The sequence below is a fragment of the Janthinobacterium sp. NFX145 genome (assembly GCF_049810325.1).
Classification (GTDB): Bacteria; Pseudomonadota; Gammaproteobacteria; order Burkholderiales; family Burkholderiaceae_D; genus Janthinobacterium; species Janthinobacterium rivuli.
In genome coordinates, this window is sequence record NZ_CP187360.1 from 2337815 (window position 1) to 2357186 (window position 19372).

21 protein-coding genes and 2 tRNA genes are annotated in these 19372 nt (G+C 59.3%); 15 read left to right on the plus strand and 8 right to left on the minus strand.

What is annotated here, in order from left to right:
- Nucleotides 1-41: 41 nt before the first annotated feature.
- The 5 genes from ACPJXG_RS10430 to ACPJXG_RS10450 all read right to left on the minus strand — a co-directional run bounded on the left by ACPJXG_RS10430 (nt 42) and on the right by ACPJXG_RS10450 (nt 3929).
- On the minus strand, nt 42-1106 hold the full coding sequence (locus ACPJXG_RS10430) for an alkene reductase (RefSeq protein ID WP_425254180.1): 1065 nt from the start codon (nt 1104-1106) through the stop codon (nt 42-44).
- A 50-nt stretch (nt 1107-1156) separates the two neighbouring features.
- Nucleotides 1157-1453: an ArsR/SmtB family transcription factor gene (locus tag ACPJXG_RS10435; RefSeq protein WP_035819965.1), complete on the minus strand. Its 297-nt coding sequence runs from the start codon at nt 1451-1453 to the stop codon at nt 1157-1159.
- Between the two features lie 123 nt (nt 1454-1576).
- Nucleotides 1577-2749 (minus strand): helix-turn-helix transcriptional regulator, encoded by a 1173-nt coding sequence (locus ACPJXG_RS10440; RefSeq protein WP_425254181.1) that lies wholly within the window; start codon nt 2747-2749, stop codon nt 1577-1579.
- Nucleotides 2750-2821: 72 nt separating this feature from the next.
- On the minus strand, nt 2822-3397 hold the full coding sequence (locus ACPJXG_RS10445) for a hypothetical protein (protein ID WP_219306865.1): 576 nt from the start codon (nt 3395-3397) through the stop codon (nt 2822-2824).
- A gap of 169 nt (nt 3398-3566) precedes the next feature.
- Nucleotides 3567-3929, minus strand: a complete 363-nt coding sequence (locus ACPJXG_RS10450) for a DUF1304 domain-containing protein (protein ID WP_035819959.1) — start codon at nt 3927-3929, stop codon at nt 3567-3569.
- 209 nt (nt 3930-4138) lie between these two features.
- Between ACPJXG_RS10450 and sugE the strand changes: the two genes are divergently transcribed.
- On the plus strand, nt 4139-4459 hold the full coding sequence (gene sugE / locus ACPJXG_RS10455; protein WP_034783172.1) for a quaternary ammonium compound efflux SMR transporter SugE: 321 nt from the start codon (nt 4139-4141) through the stop codon (nt 4457-4459).
- Between the two features lie 23 nt (nt 4460-4482).
- Nucleotides 4483-4812 (plus strand): SMR family transporter, encoded by a 330-nt coding sequence (locus ACPJXG_RS10460; protein ID WP_099400615.1) that lies wholly within the window; start codon nt 4483-4485, stop codon nt 4810-4812.
- On the opposite strand, the gene ACPJXG_RS10465 is transcribed toward ACPJXG_RS10460, so the two are convergent.
- Complete coding sequence (locus ACPJXG_RS10465; RefSeq protein WP_425254182.1) at nt 4813-5775, minus strand: succinylglutamate desuccinylase; 963 nt, start codon at nt 5773-5775, stop codon at nt 4813-4815. It abuts the gene before it with no gap.
- 139 nt (nt 5776-5914) lie between these two features.
- On the opposite strand from ACPJXG_RS10465, the gene ACPJXG_RS10470 reads away from it, so the two are divergent.
- Nucleotides 5915-7027: an acyltransferase family protein gene (locus ACPJXG_RS10470; protein ID WP_425254183.1), complete on the plus strand. Its 1113-nt coding sequence runs from the start codon at nt 5915-5917 to the stop codon at nt 7025-7027.
- Between the two features lies 1 nt (nt 7028).
- Here the strand turns inward: ACPJXG_RS10470 and ACPJXG_RS10475 are convergent, their stop codons facing one another.
- Nucleotides 7029-7493 carry a hypothetical protein gene (locus tag ACPJXG_RS10475; RefSeq protein WP_425254184.1) on the minus strand — a complete coding sequence of 155 codons (465 nt, stop codon included), beginning with the start codon at nt 7491-7493 and terminating at the stop codon, nt 7029-7031.
- A 137-nt stretch (nt 7494-7630) separates the two neighbouring features.
- On the opposite strand from ACPJXG_RS10475, the gene ACPJXG_RS10480 reads away from it, so the two are divergent.
- The 12 genes from ACPJXG_RS10480 (at nt 7631) to ACPJXG_RS10535 (ending at nt 18355) form a co-directional block, all read left to right on the plus strand.
- A tRNA-Val gene (locus ACPJXG_RS10480) sits at nt 7631-7707 on the plus strand.
- Between the two features lie 63 nt (nt 7708-7770).
- Nucleotides 7771-7847: transfer RNA gene (locus ACPJXG_RS10485), tRNA-Val, on the plus strand.
- A gap of 213 nt (nt 7848-8060) precedes the next feature.
- On the plus strand, nt 8061-9968 hold the full coding sequence (thrS, locus tag ACPJXG_RS10490; RefSeq protein WP_076571675.1) for a threonine--tRNA ligase: 1908 nt from the start codon (nt 8061-8063) through the stop codon (nt 9966-9968).
- Nucleotides 9969-9980: 12 nt separating this feature from the next.
- A complete protein-coding gene (gene infC / locus ACPJXG_RS10495; protein WP_205711303.1) occupies nt 9981-10541 on the plus strand; it encodes a translation initiation factor IF-3 in 561 nt (186 codons plus the stop codon).
- A 227-nt stretch (nt 10542-10768) separates the two neighbouring features.
- On the plus strand, nt 10769-10966 hold the full coding sequence (gene rpmI, locus ACPJXG_RS10500) for a 50S ribosomal protein L35 (protein WP_038493025.1): 198 nt from the start codon (nt 10769-10771) through the stop codon (nt 10964-10966).
- Nucleotides 10967-10992: 26 nt separating this feature from the next.
- Nucleotides 10993-11352, plus strand: coding sequence for a 50S ribosomal protein L20 (gene rplT / locus ACPJXG_RS10505; RefSeq protein WP_010399214.1), 360 nt, complete (start codon nt 10993-10995; stop codon nt 11350-11352).
- 145 nt (nt 11353-11497) lie between these two features.
- Nucleotides 11498-12514, plus strand: a complete 1017-nt coding sequence (gene pheS, locus ACPJXG_RS10510) for a phenylalanine--tRNA ligase subunit alpha (RefSeq protein ID WP_034751917.1) — start codon at nt 11498-11500, stop codon at nt 12512-12514.
- Between the two features lie 78 nt (nt 12515-12592).
- Nucleotides 12593-15019, plus strand: a complete 2427-nt coding sequence (gene pheT, locus ACPJXG_RS10515) for a phenylalanine--tRNA ligase subunit beta (protein ID WP_035819954.1) — start codon at nt 12593-12595, stop codon at nt 15017-15019.
- 170 nt (nt 15020-15189) lie between these two features.
- The gene (locus ACPJXG_RS10520; protein ID WP_010399205.1) at nt 15190-15537 is read left to right on the plus strand and encodes an integration host factor subunit alpha; all 348 of its coding nucleotides are present in this window, start codon (nt 15190-15192) and stop codon (nt 15535-15537) included.
- Between the two features lie 10 nt (nt 15538-15547).
- Nucleotides 15548-15952: a MerR family transcriptional regulator gene (locus ACPJXG_RS10525; protein WP_035819952.1), complete on the plus strand. Its 405-nt coding sequence runs from the start codon at nt 15548-15550 to the stop codon at nt 15950-15952.
- A 210-nt stretch (nt 15953-16162) separates the two neighbouring features.
- On the plus strand, nt 16163-16795 hold the full coding sequence (locus ACPJXG_RS10530) for a response regulator (protein ID WP_034783185.1): 633 nt from the start codon (nt 16163-16165) through the stop codon (nt 16793-16795).
- A 144-nt stretch (nt 16796-16939) separates the two neighbouring features.
- On the plus strand, nt 16940-18355 hold the full coding sequence (locus tag ACPJXG_RS10535) for a CHASE3 domain-containing protein (RefSeq protein ID WP_176390473.1): 1416 nt from the start codon (nt 16940-16942) through the stop codon (nt 18353-18355).
- An 83-nt stretch (nt 18356-18438) separates the two neighbouring features.
- On the opposite strand, the gene ACPJXG_RS10540 is transcribed toward ACPJXG_RS10535, so the two are convergent.
- Nucleotides 18439-19248, minus strand: a complete 810-nt coding sequence (locus tag ACPJXG_RS10540; protein WP_034783188.1) for a Crp/Fnr family transcriptional regulator — start codon at nt 19246-19248, stop codon at nt 18439-18441.
- Between the last annotated feature and the right edge of the window lie 124 nt (nt 19249-19372).

Here is a 19372-nt window from a genome sequence, read left to right on the forward strand (position 1 = left end):
TGAGCAGCCCCATGCCGTTCACGGGGCTTTCAGGGTACCGGTCAGGCGAGTGCCGCCAGTGCCGGGTAGTCCGTGTAGCCAGCAGCATCGGGCGCGTACAGGGTGTCCGGGTTCAGCGGATTCAAGGGCGCGTCGCTGTGCAGGCGGATGGGCAGGTCGGGATTGGCGATGAACCACAAGCCAAAGGCCACGGCATCGGCTTCGCCTTTGGCCAGCAGGGTTTCGGCCGCTGCCTTGTCCATTTTCTCGTTGGCAATATAGACGCCGCCAAATTCCTGCTTCAGGTACGGACCCAGGCGGTCCTCGCCCAGCGCTTCACGGGCGCAGATGAAAGCGATGCCGCGCTTGCCCAGCTCGCGCGCCACATAGCCGAAGGTGGCGCGCGGATCGGAATCGCCCATGTCGTGCGCATCGCGGCGCGGTGCCAGGTGCATGCCGACCTTGTCCGCGCCCCATACTTCGATGCACGCGTCCGTCACTTCCAGCATCAAACGGGCGCGGTTTTCTATCGAGCCGCCGTAGTTGTCGGTGCGCAAGTTGGTGCTGTCTTGCAGGAACTGATCGAGCAGATAGCCATTCGCGCCGTGGATTTCCACGCCGTCGAAGCCGGCTTTTTTCGCATTTTCGGCGCCCAGGCGGTAGGCCGCGACGATGCCGGGAATCTCTTCCGTATCCAGCGCGCGCGGCGTGACGAATTCCTGTTTCGGGCGCAGCAGGCTCACATGACCGGCAGGCTTGACGGCGCTGGGCGCCACGGGCAAGTCGCCATCGAGGAAGACGGGCGCGGAAATGCGGCCCACATGCCACAGTTGCAGCACGATCAGGCCGCCCGCGTCATGCACGGCATCGGTGATGTGTTTCCAGCCTTCCACCTGTTCCTCGGACCAGATGCCCGGCGTGTCGGCGTAGCCCACGCCCTGCGGCGTGACGGCCGTCGCTTCCGAGATGATCATGCCGGCCGAAGCGCGCTGCGTGTAGTACTCGGCCATCAAGGCGTTGGGCACGCGGCCCGGATTGCCGGCGCGCGAACGCGTCAGCGGCGCCATGATGATGCGGTTTTTCAGGTGCAGGCTGCCGATGGTGATGGGGTCGAATAAAGTTGCCATGATTGTTGTCTTTCCTGTCGAGAGTGCCGCGCGCGGCGATGTGGATGCTGTTACAAACCTTGCTGCATGTGGTCGAGAAAGGCCTGGATAGTGTCTTCATTGCGGCTGAAGAAGCTCCATTGGCCCACCTTGGTGGCTGAAATCAGGCCCGCCTTCTGCAGGCTGGCCAGGTGCGCCGACACCGTCGATTGCGACAGGTTCAGGCGCCGGTCGATCAGGCCGGCGCACACGCCCAGGTGCAGTGGGTGGTCCTGCTCCTGGAAATACTGTTCCGGCTCCTTCAGCCATTGCAAAATCTGCCGGCGCACCGGATTGGCCAGCGCCTTGTGGATGGCGTCGATATCCATGTTGTTTCTCCTCAATACATAATTCGCTTTTCAGCGATGTATATATCGTTTTTCCTAAATTCTAATATCGTGATTCTACGATATAAATGAAAAGCGTGCTGGCGACGCGCGTTGTTGAAGGGTTCAGGCGGCAAGGGGGTTGCGCTGCAGCACGGCCGGGCCCGTCAACACGATGCGCACCAGGTCCACCTGGCGCTGGGCGCCGGCCTTGGCGGTGGCGCTCTTGATCTGCGTGCGCGCCGTGTGGATGGAAATACGCTGGCGCTCGGCGTATTCCTGCAGGGAGTAGCCGTTGACGAGCGCTTCCGTCAGGCGCGCCTCGGCCACCGTCATGCCATAGAAATTGCGCAGGGTGGCGGCCAGGGAGGTGATCAAGTCGCTGCTGTCGCTGAGGAAGACGGCGATGGCGCTGGCCGAGCCGAACGGGCTGTGCCAGGAGGGCAGGGGCGTGACGCGCAGGCGCAGCTGTTCGCCCGTCAAGCCATTCAGGTTGAGTACGCCGCCGGGGCCGCCTGCCGCCGTCGTACCCGTTTGGGCCGCCTCGTGCAGCATGCGCCGCAGCGCGCCGTTGTCCGCTTCGCGCGGGCAATACAGGGGCGCGCCTTCGCGCAGTTGCAGCAGCCGCGTCGAAGCCGTCATGGCCAGCGCCCGCTCGTTGGCGTAGAGCAATTGCGACGTGGCGTCGAGCAACAGCACGCCAAACGGCAGCAATTCCAGCACCTGGGTGGAGCTCTGCGACAGCACTTCCAGCCGGCGCAGCTTGCGCTGCAGGGCAAAGGCCGTCTGCAAATGGGGCATCAGGCTGCGGATCAGCACCAGCTCGCCCGCCTCGTAGGCGCCCGCCCGTTCGCGGCGCACCACGGTGACGTTGGTGGAGCGCTCGGCGCGCAATTCGACGATGGCCGCCGCCGTATAAAAGATGTCTTGCGGGCGCAGCCAGTCCGTCCAGTATTCGGTTTTTTTCAGGCAATGGTCGGGAAACAGCATGGAGCCGGTGACGACGGCGCCTTCGCGGTGCAGGGTGGCGTCTTCCAGCCAGACATTGCGCGCGCCGTAATAGCTGGCAAAGCTGGCCATGGCATCCGATTCGAAGCCATACGTGGCGGACAGGCCGCTGCCCGGCAGCTGGACGTCGACCGAGCGGTTGCTGAAATCATTGGCCCAGATCAGACCCGCGTGCGATTTCAGTTGTTGCGCAAAGGCGGCGAGGAATTGCGACCAGGCGCCATGCTGCGTGGCCGCTTCGTAGATCAGGGTAATCAGCGCCTGGCTGGCGACGGCGAGCGATGGCGTCATGGGCAATCCTCATGCGGCAAGCGGTGGACAAGACATATCTCGGGCGGCCTTGGCCTCGGCCGCCCGACTTCCCTAGCGCGATTCCAGCCAGCTTTTGCCGCCGGAGGTGCACGTGCTGAGGCTGGCGTACTGGCTGATATAGCTATAGCCGCTGCCGCAGCCGCCTTCGCCCGATTTGACGGGGCCGTAGCAAGCACCTTCATAGCTGAGCTTACCATTGACGCTGGTGCTTTTGACACAGAAATTGTAATTGCTGGCCGTGGTGTTGTTGGGCAAGGTGGGGCCATTGTTTTGCCCGCAACCGAGGTCCTTGCTTACGGAGCGCGCATAGTCGACCATTTTCTGGTACGTGCCGCTGTAGTAGGCATCGGCCTTGGCTTTGTCTCCCTGCTTGCAGGCGGCCACGAGGCTATCGTACCCCGAGTCTGCCTGGGCATAGTTGCCCGATACCTGGATGCCGCAGGCGCTGGCCTGCTTGCGCTCCGTATCACTGATCAGATTGCTGTACTGGCAGGTTGACGAAGTGCCGCCGCTGGCACTGGTGGAGCCGCTGCCCGAGCTGGTGCCGTCGCTGCCGCCGCCACCGCAGGCGGACAGCATGAGGCAGCCGAGCAGAGTGGCGGCAAAGGTGGTTGGATGTGCTTGCATGATTTCCCCTGTGGACTGTGACTTGCCACCATGTGTCTGGTGGTATCTTTTTTATTGCTACAAGGAATTGTATCGGGCATGTTTTTTGGAAACATCACCCATTTGGGGTATGCGCAGGCAGCACGGAGCGGAGCGAGGCAGGGCGGCCGGCTGGCCGCCCCGGCAGGGATCAGGCGAAGTGGAACAGCAGCAAGGCGATGACGGCAGGCACGGTTTGCAGGTAGAGGATGCGCGTCATGACGGTGGCCGCGCCCCACACGCCGGCCACGGCGATGCACGCCAGGCCGAACACGGTGAACGCATGGGCAATCGCCGCGTCCGGGTGAAAAAAGCCCAGCGCCAGCGCCGCGACGAGAAAACCGTTGTAGCAACCCTGGTTCGACATGGCGGGACGCACGATCTCCGCTTTTTCCTTGGACAGGCCAAACACCTTGCGTCCGCGCGCATCGAACAAGACGGTTTCCAGCAGCACGATGTAGACGTGCAGCAGCAGGATAAGGGCGGTAAGGATTTGGGCCAGAAGTAGCATCATTGTTCCCGAGAGTGAATGGATGCAGCAATTATGCTGCCATTAGCATGTTTTTTGGCAATTTTCGACTGGAGCGGCCGCACTAGAAAAAATGTGCTGGCGGCAAGATTTTTCACCCAATGGTATACTTTTGCCTTTGCTCCTGTGGGGACGACCCCGCTCGATGTGGGGGCTGTATGGTGGGGACGACCCTGCCGCCTCGGGAGAAAAGTATGGCGTGGATCATTCTGGTATTGGCGGGCTTGCTGGAAATCGGCTGGGCCATTGGCCTCAAATACAGTGCCGGCTTTACCCGCCTCGTGCCATCCGTATTGACCGCCATTTCCATGCTGGGCAGCGTGGTGATGCTGGGTTTGGCCCTGCGCACCTTGCCGCTGGGCACGGCCTACGCCATCTGGACGGGCATCGGTACCGTCGGCACGGCCATCTTCGGCATCATGGTGCTGGGCGAACCGGCCAGCGCCGCGCGCATTGCCTGCATCGCCCTGATCGTGTCCGGGATCCTGGGCTTGAAATTGCTCAGCCCTCAATAAAGGATGCCAGTATGAGTCTTGCCATGACGTATTTCTACCTGGGCATCGCCATCATTGCCGAAGTGATCGCCACCAGCGCCTTGAAGGCGTCCGAGGGTTTCAGCCGCTTGTGGCCCAGCGTCATCACCGTGGTCGGCTACAGCATCGCCTTCTGGTGCTTGTCCTTGACCTTGAAGGTCATTCCTACCGGTATTGTCTACGCAATCTGGTCCGGCGTGGGCATCGTGCTCATTTCCGCCGTCGGCTGGTTCTGGTTCAAGCAAAGCCTCGACACGCCGGCCCTGATCGGCCTGGGGCTGATCATTGCCGGCGTGCTCGTGATTAACTTGTTTTCCAAGTCCGTCGGGCATTAATCAAAAGCTGCTGGCCACCCGCGCCAGGTAATACCACTCGGCATTGGCTTGCGCGTTGACGTCCGGGAACAGGATGTAGGCGTCGAATTCGGCCGTCACGGGCGTGCCGTCCGCGCGCACGCCGATCTGGTCGCCCTGTTGCACCTTGTCAAAGCTGGACCAGGTCCTGATGAAGCGGTCGCCCGCATCGAGCTTGTCGTGCACGACGACCATGTTCAGCGCTTCCATGTCGGCATCGGCGATCGGATTCGGCTGCGGCGCGTCAATGAAACCGAGGAAGGCGAGGGTGTTCATGATGGCGCGGTAGGCCACATCCGGCGCGGCCGGGTCCGCGTGCTGGCCGCATTCCAGGGTCAGGGCGTAGCCGCCCGTCGAGCGCATGTATTCGGTGGTGCCCACGCCATAGCGCAAGACCATGCCGACCTGGTCGCTGCTGCCCAGGCGGCGCTGCACGCCGGCGCCATACGTTTGCAGCCAGCCATCGACGAAGCGGCGCACGCCCAGGCGGCGCGCCAGCGCGCGCTCCTTGTCTTCATGTTGAAATGGTTGCAGCGGGCCATCGTTGTTGCGCGGACCCACCATGACGAAAGGCTGACTGTCCGCATTGAACGAGTGCAAGTCGAGCAGCACGTCGTGCTGGCCCAGCAACGGGCACAGCCAGTTGGCGATGCGGTCTTCGAAATCCTGTGGATTGTCGTTCGGGAACAGATTGCGGTTCAGGTTGCGGTCGCCGCTGCGCACGCCCTTGGCGTAAGCGAGCGGGTTGGTGATGGGCACGAAGGTGACGCTGCCGGCCACGATGGAGAGGGCGCCGCTGTCGAGTTCAGCCATCACGCGTTGAATACCCTTGGTGCCGCAGGTTTCATTGCCGTGCACGGCGCCGGTGACGATCAGGCGCGGGCCGCTGCCCAGGCCCGTGTAGTTGATGGACTTGAAGTGGAGTGCGCTGCTCATGCTGGACATATCCTATGCTGTTGCTGGAAGGGAAAGCGGGGTCGGCATATTTTAGCGGGATTCGCCGTGGACGCCTGTAAAAATGTGGCCATGGCAGCGTGTGGCGTGGCATGATCGGCGCCACCGTTGTTTTCCCTTGCCGAGATCCATGTCGTCCTCTTCACCTTCTTCCCGCCTGTATGGCCTCGATACCTTGCGCGCGCTGGCCATCGTGCTTGTCTTCATGAACCATTATTTGCTGTTCGTCAGCGAGGGCGGGGCGTTTGGTTTCTGGGGAGAAATCGGCTGGGTAGGCGTGGACCTGTTCTTTGCCCTCAGCGGCTATCTGATCGGCAACCAGATCTTTGCGGCCTTGCGCAGCGAACATGGCTTTTCCTTGCCGCGTTTCTATGCGCGGCGCTTCCTGCGCACCTTGCCCAGTTTTTATGCCGTGCTGGCCCTGTATTACCTGTGGCCCGCGTTTCGCGGCGATAGCGCACTATTGCCTCTGTGGAAATTCCTGACCTTTACGCAAAACATCAACCTGACGCCGGGCACGGCGTTTTCGCATGCCTGGTCGCTGTGCGTGGAAGAGCAGTTCTACGTGCTGCTGCCGGCCGTGGCGCTGCTGATCGCCGCTTGCCGCAGGTCTCTGCTGTGGGCGTGGCTGGCCGTGGCCGCCAGCTTTATCGTCGGCATGCTGGTGCGCGCGACTCTGTGGGATGAATATGTGCAAGTGCCGCGCGGTGGCCTTGGCTACTACAAGTATATTTATTACGCGTCGTGGTGCCGCTTCGACGAGCTGGTGGCGGGCGTGGCGCTGGCGCTGCTGAAAAACTACCATCCGGTAGCCTGGTCGCGTCTGACCTCTTATGGCAACCGCACCTTGCTGGCGGGAATTGCTGGTACGGCGCTGATGTTTTATGTGTTTCTCAACGATCACTATGGCTATTGGGTGACGGTGTTCGGTTATCCGGCCCTGGCGGCCAGTTTTACTTTATTGCTGATCGCGGCGCTCAGCCCCGCCAGTGTCTTGTATCAGCTGCGCGTGCCGGGCGCGGCCAGCCTGGCGCTGTGGTCGTATGCGATTTATTTGCTGCACAAGCAGCTGTGCATCCTGCTGCGCCCGCTCTTGCAGGATAGGGGTTACGGGCCGGACAGCGTGCCGGCGATCCTCGTGATGATTATTCTCAGCATTGCCGCAGGCTGGCTTTTATATGCATTGGTGGAAACCCCATTCATGCGCTTGCGGGCGCGTTATGTTCCCGCCAATCACGTTTGATCTACATATCGATGACGTCCAGTCCCCGTGGCGTGCCGACCAGTAACTCGAGGATCGCATGCACGCGCAGATTCGTGTCTTCGTGCTCCGTGTTATAGATCAGGGCGCGCAGGCCGGGCACGGCTTCCGTGATGTGGTCGCTGGCGTAGGCATTGATCAATAACAAGACCAGGTCCGTGGCGCCCGTGCCGGGCTGGCGCCGCAGCCGGTCGTGGATCACGTTCAGCAGCGCGCGCTGCATGCGTGGCGTGGGATTGGTGATGTAGGCGAAGACGCTCGGCGTGTTGGCGATGGCCGCGCAGATGCGCCGTTCGATTTCGTCAGGCTTCACATCGGAGGCGATATCGAAATACGCAGCTTCCCACCGCGTGCGTGCGTAGGGATGATTGGGCGGGAAGGAGTCGGCCGTTTCAAAACCGCAGATGCGGCTCAGGGTTTTCAGCCAGGCTAATATAGTGGAGTTCATGTCGCGATTCTAGCGGCATTCAAGGTGCTGCGGGCTCCCTCTATATAAAGGGAGCTGACGCCCGGAGAACTGATTAAAGTTTCCTGTAAAACAGCCCTTGTCATTCTGGGAAAGCCTCTCTATAATGCTGGTCTTCGGGGCGGTTAGTTCAGCTGGTTAGAATACTTGGTCGACATCCAAGGGGTCGGGGATTCGAATTCCTCACCGCCCACCAGAATTTGGCAGTAGATGGTTTTAAAGACGATTGCTGATGCAGTAATCGATAAAAAAGTTTTACGGGCGGTTAGTTCAGCTGGTTAGAATACTTGGTCGACATCCAAGGGGTCGGGGATTCGAATTCCTCACCGCCCACCAGAATGCAGTTAGAGAGAAAGGGTAAACCGGTTATGACACCGCGAACTACTACCAAGCTTTGGGAGTGACGCTAGTCGAACGGGTTTCCTTTGTCTCAAGAAAGTGAAAAACGCGGCTAGTCCGCGTTTTTTTGCGTCTGCGTTTTCCTTTCAGTTTTTCAGTCCACACCACATTGCAGTTTTACCTGGCGCCAGCGCCGATATGGAGATCAATATGCTTACAATCCGACTTCCCGATGGTTCCGCCCGTCAATTTGACGGCCCGGTCACCGTGGCCCAGGTTGCGGCCAATATTGGTACCGGCCTGGCCAAGGCTGCCCTGGCCGGCAAGGTCGACGGCAAGCTGGTCGACACCTCCTATCTGATCGAGCAAGACGCCGAACTGGCGATTGTGACGGACAAGGACGCCGATGGTCTGGAAGTGATCCGCCACTCGACGGCTCACTTGCTGGCGTATGCCGTCAAGGAATTGTTCCCGGATGCACAAGTGACCATCGGTCCCGTGATCGACAACGGCTTTTACTATGACTTCGCCTACAAGCGTCCGTTCACGCCGGAAGATCTGGTCGCGATCGAAAAGAAAATGGCCGAGCTGGCCAAGAAGGACGAGCAAGTCACGCGCAAGGTGGTCGCGCGCGACGAAGCCATCGAGTACTTCAAGGGTATTGGCGAAGCCTACAAGGCTGAACTGATCGGCTCGATTCCGGCCGACCAGGAAGTGTCGCTGTATTCCGAAGGCAAGTTCACGGACTTGTGCCGCGGACCCCACGTGCCATCGACGGGCAAGCTGAAAGTGTTCAAGCTGATGAAGCTGGCCGGCGCCTACTGGCGCGGCGACTCGAAAAACGAGATGCTGCAGCGTATCTATGGCACGGCCTGGGCCAAGAAGGAAGATCAGGAACTGTACCTGCACAACCTGGAAGAGGCGGAAAAGCGCGATCACCGCAAATTGGGCAAGCAGCTCGATTTCTTCCATTTCCAGGAAGAAGCGCCGGGCTTGATTTTCTGGCACCCGAAAGGCTGGTCGATCTGGCAGCAGGTCGAGCAATACATGCGTAATGTGTACCAGGTCAACGGTTACCAGGAAGTCAAGGCGCCGCAAATTCTCGACCGTGGCCTGTGGGAAAAAACCGGTCACTGGGACAATTACCGTGAAAACATGTTCATCACGGAATCGGAAAACCGCGCCTATGCGCTGAAGCCGATGAATTGCCCTGGCCATATCCAGATTTTTAACAATGGCATGCGCAGCTACCGCGACTTGCCACTGCGCTACGGCGAGTTCGGTCAATGCCACCGCAACGAGCCGTCGGGCGCCTTGCACGGCATGATGCGCGTGCGCGGCTTTACGCAGGATGATGGCCACATTTTCTGCCTGGAAGAGCAGATCGCCGGCGAAGTGACGGCCTTCCACCAGCAGGCGATGGATGTGTACACGGCTTTCGGCTTCACGAATATCGACGTGAAACTGGCTTTGCGCCCCGATAACCGCATCGGCACGGAAGAGTCGTGGGATTTCGCCGAGGAATCGTTGCGTTCGGCCCTGCGCGCTTGCGGCGTGGAATGGACGGAATTGCCGGGCGAGGGCGCGTTTTACGGTCCGAAGATCGAGTATCATCTGAAGGATAGCCTGGGCCGCGCATGGCAAGTGGGTACCGTGCAGATCGACCCGTCGATGCCGGGCCGCCTGGGTGCGGAATACGTGGCCGTGGACAACACGCGCCAGGTGCCGATCATGCTGCACCGCGCGATCGTCGGTTCGCTGGAACGTTTCATCGGCATCCTGATCGAACACTATGCTGGCGCCATGCCGTTGTGGTTGTCGCCAGTGCAAGTGTCGGTGTTGAATATTTCCGACGCTCAAGCCGACTATGTACAGGAAGTTACAACAAAACTGCGCAAAGCGGGGCTGCGTGTACAGGCTGATTTGCGTAACGAGAAGATTACCTATAAAATACGTGAACATTCCGTACAAAAATTGCCTTACATCTTAGTAATTGGCGACAAAGAGCGGGATGCGAATACAGTGGCCGTGCGGGCGCGGGGCAATGTCGATCTGGGCGTCATGTCCGTCGATGCCCTGATTGAGCGACTCAAACATGAAGTCGACACCAAGGCCTGACGAGGAAACTCGCTGCACGACCGTCTTACAAGATTTTTAAAGGAAATTACAATAGCTACTGACAAGTCACATCGCATCAATGGCGAAATCACTGCCCCTGAAATGCGTTTAAGCGGGGTCGATAACGAGCCACTCGGTATCGTAAGTTTGGCTGAAGCCTTCCGCCTGGCGGAAGAGGCAAACGTCGACCTGGTGGAAATTGCGCCTACCGCGCAGCCACCGGTGTGCCGTTTGATGGACTACGGCAAATTTAAGTATTCGGAGCAAAAGAAAGCTCACGAAGCCAAATTGAAGCAAAAGATCATCCTCGTGAAGGAAGTCAAATTCCGTCCGGGGACTGATGATGGTGACTACAATATCAAGTTGCGTAATCTCATCAAGTTCCTCGAAGATGGCGATAAAACCAAGATCACCTTGCGTTTCCGCGGTCGTGAGATGGCGCATCAGGATATTGGCTTCCGTATGCTGGAACGTCTGAAAGCCGATCTGGAGCCGTATGGCCAGGTCGAGCAGTTCCCGAAGATGGAAGGCCGCCAAATGATCATGGTTCTTTCGCCTAAGAAGAAGAAGTAAGATACAATAGCGTTTTACTGTGGATCGACGTGGTTTGTGCCTGTATGGGCGCGACACCAGATTCCAGGCAGAATTTGCGCGGCCCGGTCAGTAATGCCCGGGCCGCGTGAACTGTAGTGGACTCGCATCCGCTGCACAACATGTGAAAGCAGGCATCTAAGCGCAGCGTCGTGTTGCCACCTGCAATCCTGTTATAAATGGAGCTGTCCGTAAGAGGACAGATTGCTATGCCTAAAATGAAGACCAAAAGCTCCGCGAAAAAACGTTTTCGCGTGCGTCCAGGTGGAACAGTCAAGTCGGGTCACGCGTTCAAACGCCACATCCTGACCAAGAAAACCACCAAAAACAAACGTCAGTTGCGCGGTACCCGTAACATCAACGCATCGGATGTCACATCCGTCATGCGCATGATGCCGACTGCTTAATCTCACACTCAATTTAAGGAGTTACTATGCCTAGAGTAAAACGTGGGGTTACAGCTCGTGCCCGTCATAAGAAGATTCTTGTTCAAGCTAAAGGCTACCGTGGTCGCCGCAGCCGTGTATACCGTGTTGCCAAGCAAGCAGTTATGCGCGCTGGCCAATACGCTTACCGCGATCGCCGCAACAAGAAGCGCGTTTTCCGCCGCCTGTGGATCGCCCGTATCAACGCCGCTTCCCGTGAGCATGGCGTAACGTACAGCGTATTCATGAACGGCTTGAAAAAAGCAAATATCGAACTGGACCGTAAAGTCCTGGCCGATATGGCTGTGATGGACAAGCCAGCATTCGCTGCGATTGTCAACGCAGTTAAAGCAAAAATCGCTGCGTAAGCATCGGTCATTGCACAACGTCATCCGTAGGGTGACGTTATAAAGAGCGGGGCAGGGGTGTGAACCTTATGCCCCGTTTCCGTTTTTGATTGTTGGGTTCTAGATTACTAAATCCAGGATTGATTTCCAAAACAGGAAAAGCCGCATGAACTCCCTAGAAGAACTCGTCGTCTCGGCCCAGGCTGACTTTATCGCCGCCGCAGACGCTGCCGCACTTGAAAACGCCAAAGCCCGTTACCTGGGCAAGACTGGCCAGATTACTGAAATGATGAAGGGCCTGGGCAAGCTGGACCCGGACGCGCGCAAGGCGCAAGGCGCCCTGATCAACGCCGTCAAAGTGCAGATCGAAGACGCGCTGACGGCGCGCCGTGATGCATTGGCCGATGCCCAGATGCAAGGTCGTCTGAACGCCGAAGCGATCGACGTGACCCTGCCAGGCCGTGGCCGCATGCCCGGCGGCATCCATCCCGTGATGCGCACGTGGGAACGTGTCGAGGAAATCTTCCGTTCCATCGGTTTCGACGTGGCCGACGGCCCCGAAATCGAGAATGACTGGACCAACTTCACGGCGCTCAACAGCCCGGAAAACCACCCAGCCCGTTCCATGCAAGACACCTTCTACATCGATGGCAATGACACCGATGGCAAGCCCTTGCTGCTGCGCACGCACACGAGCCCGATGCAGGTGCGCTATGCGCGCACGCACACGCCGCCGATCAAGGTCATCGCGCCGGGCCGCACCTACCGCGTCGACAGCGACGCCACCCATTCGCCGATGTTCCACCAGGTCGAAGGCCTGTGGATCGCCGAAGACATCAGCTTTGCCGACCTGAAGGGCGTGTACCTGAATTTCGTCAAGGCCTTCTTTGAAACGGACGACCTGCAGGTGCGCTTCCGCCCGTCCTACTTCCCGTTCACGGAACCGTCGGCCGAGATCGACATCGCCTTTGGCTCCGGCCCCTTGAAAGGCCGTTGGCTGGAAGTGTCGGGCGCCGGCCAGGTGCATCCGACCGTGGTGAAGAACTTCGGCCTCGATCCCGAGAAATTCATCGGTTTTGCTTTCGGCTCCGGCCTGGAACGCTTGACGATGCTGCGCTACGGCATCAACGACCTGCGCCTGTTTTATGAAGGCGACTTGCGTTTCCTGAAGCAGTTCAACTAAGCATTGTTCCGTTTGATTCATGGCGCTTGAGCGCCTGTGCGCTCGCGCTGTGAGCTTTGACCCTTTGAAGGCTTGATTATGCAATTTTCCGAAAACTGGCTCCGTACCATGGTCGATCCGAAGATGACTTCGGACGAACTGGCCCATCTGCTGACCATGTCCGGTCTCGAAGTCGAGGACGTCGATCCTGTCGCCCCGCCGTTCTCGAACGTGGTGGTGGGCCTGGTCCTGGAGATGGAAAAACATCCGAATGCGGACCGCCTGAATGTATGCCAGGTCGATGTCGGCACGGGCACCATGCTCAACATCGTTTGCGGCGCGCCGAACGTGCGTCCTGGCTTGAAAGTCGTCTGCGCGATGGCCGGCGCCGTGCTGCCGCCTGGCGCCGATGGCAAGCCGTTTGAAATCAAGGTGGGCCAGCTGCGCGGCGTCGAGTCGCAGGGCATGCTGTGCTCCGCGCGCGAATTGAAATTGTCGGAAGAAAACGCCGGCCTGATGGAATTACCGGACGACGCGCCGATCGGCCAGAATTTCCGTGATTACTTTGCGCTCAACGACTTGAAATTCACCATCAAGTTGACGCCGAACAAGGCGGACTGCCTGTCCGTGCTGGGTGTCGCGCGCGAAGTGTCGGCCTTGACGGGCGTGCCCCTGAATGCGCCGCAATTCCGTACCGTACCGGTTTCCAGCGATGAAATCCTGCCTGTGAAAGTCAGCGCGCCGGACCTGTGCGGCCGTTTCACGGGCCGCGTCATCCGCGGCTTGAACGCCAAGGCAGCCACGCCGGACTGGATGAAGCAGCGCCTCGAACGCAGCGGCCAGCGTCCGCTGTCGGCCCTGGTGGATATTTCCAACTATGTCATGCTGGAACTGGGCCGTCCTAGCCACGTGTTTGACCTGGCCAAGATCCACGGCAGCCTCGACGTGCGTTGGGGCAAGGCGGGCGAATCCGTCAAGCTGTTGAATGGCAACACCATCGCCGTCGACGAGTGGATCGGCGTCATTGCCGACGAGCAGGAAATCGAATCGTTGGCAGGCATCATGGGCGGCGACGCCAGTTCCGTGTCGGACGATACGGACAGCATCTACCTGGAAGCGGCATTCTGGTGGCCAAACGCCATTCAAGGCCGCGCGCGCCGTCTGAATTTCTCGACCGATGCGGCGCACCGCTTCGAGCGCGGCGTCGATTTCGCCACCAACGTCGAGCACATCGAGCGCATTACCGCGCTGATCGTGGAAATCTGCGGCACGCCAGCGACCACCGTCGGCCCCGTCGACGATCACGTGGTGAACTTGCCGCAACGCCAGCCCGTGTCGATGCGCACGGCGCGCGCGCAAAAAGTCATCGGCGTGCCGCTCAATGATGAGCTGATCGCCGATATCTTCACGCGCCTGGCCCTGCCATTCACTTTGCTTGATGGCGTGTTTTCCGTGACGTCGCCCAGCTACCGTTTCGACATCGAGATTGAGGAAGATCTGATCGAGGAAGTGGCGCGCGTGTACGGCTTTGAAAACATCCCGACCTTGCCGCCCGTGGCCGCGAACGTGATGCAGATTGCACCGGAAAATACCCGCTCCTTGTTTGCGGTACGTCATGAGCTGGCCGACCTGGGCTTCCAGGAAGTGGTTAACATGAGCTTTGTCGATACGGCATGGGAGCGCGATTTCTCGGGCAACACGAACCCGATCAAATTGCAGAACCCGATCGCCAGCCAGATGAGCGTGATGCGTTCCTCGCTGATCGGCAGCCTGATCGCCAATGTGCGTTACAACCTGAACCGCAAGACGAACCGCGTGCGCATCTTCGAAGTGGGCGCCATCTACCAGCGCGACGACAGCGTGGAAAACGGCCCCTTGTCGGTGGCTGGCTACGCCCAGCCGAAGCGCGTGGCCGCCATGGCCTACGGCGCGGTGGCCGACGAGCAGTGGGGCCAGCCTGCCCGCACGGTCGACTTCTTCGACGTGAAGGCGGACCTGGAAGCGCTGTTCGCGCCGCTGGTCTTGCGTTTCACCAAGGCGGAACACCCGGCCCTGCATCCTGGCCGTTCGGCCAACGTGGAGCTCGATGGCAAGGTCATCGGTTTCATCGGCGAATTGCACCCGCGCTGGATGCAAAAGTACGACTTGCCGCTGGCGCCCGTGCTGTTTGAAGTCGACGCCGCTGCCTTGACGCAACGCATCGTGCCCGCGTACCAGGAAATCTCGAAATTCCCTGGCGCCAGCCGCGACTTGGCCGTGGTCGTCAAGCAATCGGTGGCGGTGCAGGATCTGCTCGACAGCTTCCACGCCGCCGCCAAGGCTAGCCCTGCAGCGCGTATCGTGCAAGCCATTGTTTTATTTGATGAATATCGTGGAAAAGGTCTGGAAGCGGATGAAAAAAGCCTTGCTTTCCGGATTAGCTTGCAAGATACTCAAAACACCCTGCAAGACGATGTCGTCGATGGCCTGATGGCTGTCCTGATCGATGCGGCCAAGCAGGGCCACGACGCGAAACTGCGTTCGTAATTACCGGACTGGCCGTCGCCTTGCGTGACGGCCTTTCCGTCGTCAACAGTAGACGAGCTTGCCATATGGCGGGTTCGGGCGCACAGAAAAGGCAGGGCAGGAAAATTAATAACAGCGACGTTGATTCCGCCGTACTGCAATCCGCACTGGCTGCCGATCTGCATCGGGCCATGCTGGTTGCCAAAGTGCGCCAGGAAGCGGAAAAAGATTTACCCACCTTGACCAAGGCGGAACTGGCCGAACTGTTGTTCGAGCAAGTGGGCCTGAACAAGCGCGAAGCGAAGGATATGGTCGAGACGTTCTTTGACGAAATCCGCAACGCGCTCGAGCGTGGCGAGGCCGTCAAGCTGTCCGGTTTCGGCAATTTCCAGTTGCGCGACAAGCCGCAGCGGCCGGGCCGCAACCCGAAGACGGGCGAAGAGATTCCCATCACGGCGCGCCGTGTCGTGACTTTCCATGCGAGCCAGAAGCTGAAAAGCATGGTCGAAGAGACCAGTCCGCTGGCACGTGCTGCCTGAGTGAGTGGCGATGAACGAGCGCATCAGTAAAACCGAGTTGATCGCCTTGCCGCCCATTCCGGCGAAACGCTATTTCACGATCGGCGAAGTGAGCGAGTTGTGCGGCGTCAAACCGCACGTATTGCGCTACTGGGAGCAGGAGTTTTCCCAGCTCAAACCGGTCAAACGACGTGGTAACCGCCGTTATTATCAGCACCACGAGGTGCTGCTGATACGCCGCATCCGCGAATTGCTGTACGAGCAGGGCTTTACCATCAGCGGCGCGCGCAACAAGCTCGACAGCCGTGGCGCCTCGCACGCCATCGCCGACGAGCTGCCTGTGCTGCCGGCCATGCCCGTCGTGCCGCAGGAAGCGCCGCTGGACCGCGCGTGGATACGCCATGAATTAATTGCGATTTTAAACTTGCTAAAATAAGATTTGTACCAATATAGGTGGGGTTGTCCGGCCGCGGTTGACCAAGTTGACTATACTGCATGGGTGCTCCGTCCTCGCGCTGACGCTACCGTACGGCACGCCATATTTTGAATATAATGTTAATGTTGCGTTTTTGTTAGTGACGCTGAACCGGAGCAGCGTTCAGGTTCCGGTAGTCTTTCCCAGGCCAGGAAAATTTAAGGGGAAACAATGATACGCGTTGCCATTTGTGATGATCACCAAATAGTACGAGCTGGATTCAAACAGATTTTTTCGTCGTCAAGCGACTTCAGTGTGGTGGCGGAAGCCGGTACCGGGCGCGAAGCGCTCGATATCGCCCGCCGCGAAATTTGCGATGTATTGCTGCTCGATATAGCCATGCCCGATCAGAGCGGCATTGATACCTTGCGCACGATCCGCCAGGGCCAGCCGGAGTTGCCCGTGCTGATCCTCAGCGGCTATCCCGCGCAGCAGTATGCGCTGAACCTGTTCAAGATGGGCGCGAATGGCTATCTGAACAAGGAATGTGAAGCCGACGAGCTGATGACGGCCGTGCGCACCGTATTCCAGGGGCGCCGCTACGTCAGTTCCACCGTCGGTGAATTGCTGGCGCAATCGTTCGACCGCGATACGAATGCCGCCCTGCATACGGAATTGTCGGACCGCGAGTTCCAGGTCTTCCTGCGCCTGGCGCGCGGTGCCACGGTATCCGATATCGGCGTGGCCTTGTCGCTGAGCATCAAGACGGTGAGTACCTACCGTACGCGCATCATGGAAAAAATGGGCTTGCAATCGAACAGCGACTTGACCTATTACGCAATGAAAAACAATTTGCTTGACTAGCGCTGCGGTGCGATCATGGAAACATGATCGCTCAGCCCGCTGGCCAGCACGACTTGTGCAGTGCAGCAGTTTGTGGCGAGGACTATAATTGGCCGGCGCCGGCGCTCTCTCCCGCGCCGAACCTTGCTAAGGATGCACATCAGGATGTATTTCACCGCTGAACCGGCCCCGAATCACCGCCTGCCCCTCTACAAGACGATCCTGTGCGTGACGTGCGCCTTGCTGCTTGTACTCAATGGTTTCAGTCTCTATCATAATCTGCAGTCGCTGAAGGGCACGAACGCCTTGCTCAGCCAGAGCGCCCGCGTGGCGGACCGCCTGCAGTATTTGAACGTGCTCGTGCTCGATGCGGAAAGCAGCTTGCGCGGCTATTTCATTTCCGGCTCCGAAACCTATCTGGGGCCGTCGAAGACGGCTACCACCGAAATCGAAAACGAATTCAACGAGTTGCAAACCTTGCTCGCGGGCAGTCCCACCCAGCTGAAAAACCTGGGCCAGCTGAAAACTTTGATCCGTCGCAAGATGTCGATGCTGCAAGAGTCGATCGAGGTCTACAAGCAGGGCGGGCTGGCCGAGATCGTCAACATTTCCCGTGTCACCGATGACCGCGCCACCATGGACGAGATCCGCCTGCAGGTGGTGATCATGACGCGCGAACAGAATGAAGCGCTGTCGTCCGGCAGCGCCGCCTTCTACCATGAGTACCAGAAAGCCGTGCTGCTCGGCATCGGCATCAATGCCCTGGCCATCCTCGTGCTGATCATGTTTTACCAGCTGGTGCGGCGCAGCTTCCAGAACCGCGCGGCCGTCGAGTATGCATTGCAAAATGCCAACGACAACCTGGAATCGACGGTCAGCAAGCGTACGGAGCAGTTATCCGTGCTGTCGCGCCATTTGATCAGCGTCAATGAAGTGGAAAAAGCGCGCCTGGCGCGCGAGCTGCACGATGAGCTGGGCGCCAACCTGACCTCGATCAGCATGGACCTGGGCGCCGTCACCCAGCAACTGGCGCACACGCAGCCGGAACTGGCAGCGCAGTTGCGCCGCGCCAAGGCCACCCTGCTGGAAACGGTGGAACTGAAGCGCCGCATCGTGGAAGACCTGCGCCCCAGCCTGCTGGACAATCTGGGCCTGTGCGCCGCCATCGAAAGTTATTGCGAGGATTTTACGCGCATGAGTTCGGTGCGCTGCGAAACGGACGTGGCCATCAATATCGACAACCGCGAAGCCACTCTGACGATCGCCCTGTTCCGCATCGTGCAGGAATCGCTGACGAATATCATGAAATATGCGCGCGCCGGCATGGTCAGCGTGACCTTGAAACGCAACGAACACGGCCTGGTGCTGCGCGTCATCGACGACGGCATCGGCATCACGGAAGACGCGCTGCAAAAACCCATGTCGCACGGCTTGCTGGGCATGCGCGAGCGGGCTTTGCTGCTGGGCGGCACCCTCACCGTGCGCCAGGGGCCGGAAGGCAAGGGGACCTGCGTGGAAGCCGTGATTCCGCTGCCGCTGACGCCGGAGCCGGAAGACATCGACGCGGATATCGAAGCGTAATTTTCTTTGAGATAAAAAAATGGCCGGGCATGCAGCCCGGCCATTTTTTTGTCTATCTTGCCTGATCAGCAGCGCATCAGGTATCAGCAGCGCGATACGTCGCGCAGCAAGCGGTCGTATTCCGTCTTGGCGACCTTGTAGCACTCGCCCGCATAGCATTCCAGGCCGGCGCGGTCCAGCACCGTGATATTGCCGCGGCGATAGTGGATCAAGCCTTCTTCCTGCAGCTTGCCCGCGGCGGCCGTGATGCTTTCGCGGCGCACGCCCAGCATGATGGAAATCAGCTCTTGCGTGACTTTCAATTCGTTCGATGGCGAACGGTCCAGGCGGTCCAGCAGCCAGCGGCACAGCTTTTGCTCGATCGAGCTGTGGCGGCCGCCGACGGCGTTCTGCGCCATTTGCGCAAACAGGGCGTTGGTGTAGCGCATCAGCAACTGGGGCAGGGCGCCACCTTGATTGAAAGCATCGCGCAAGCTTTGCGTTTTCAGTCGGTAGCCGTAGCCGGCGCTTTGCACGACGGCCGTGCACATGGCGCGTTCGCCCGCCAGCAGCGAGGCACCAGCCACGCCTTCATGGCCGACGACGGCGATTTCCGTCGTCGCGCCGTCTTCCATTACATACAGCAGGGAAATGATGGCGGTGGTAGGAAAGTAGCTGTATTCCAGGTTGTTACCGTAGGCATACAATTCCTTGCCGAAAGGCAGTTCCACCAGTTCTAGGTCTTCGAACAGCGATTCGAGGGCGGCGCGCGGCAGGGCGGCCAGCAATTCATTCTGTTGTGCACTGCTGAGACTAACCCGCGACGCAAGCTTGATTTCCCGACCGGCCGCCGGCATGGCGCGCGGCAGCAACTGGTTCTTCTGGACCGGGGCGATAAGTTGAGTATGGCTCATAGTATTCCTCACAGGCTTTTTACATCGGAGTGCGACTGCCGCGTTGCTGGTCAAAAAAACTCTCGTACCCAGGTGGTAACGGCGTTTTTTTCAACCGCGCGGTGCAGATCGCGATGTAGCTACT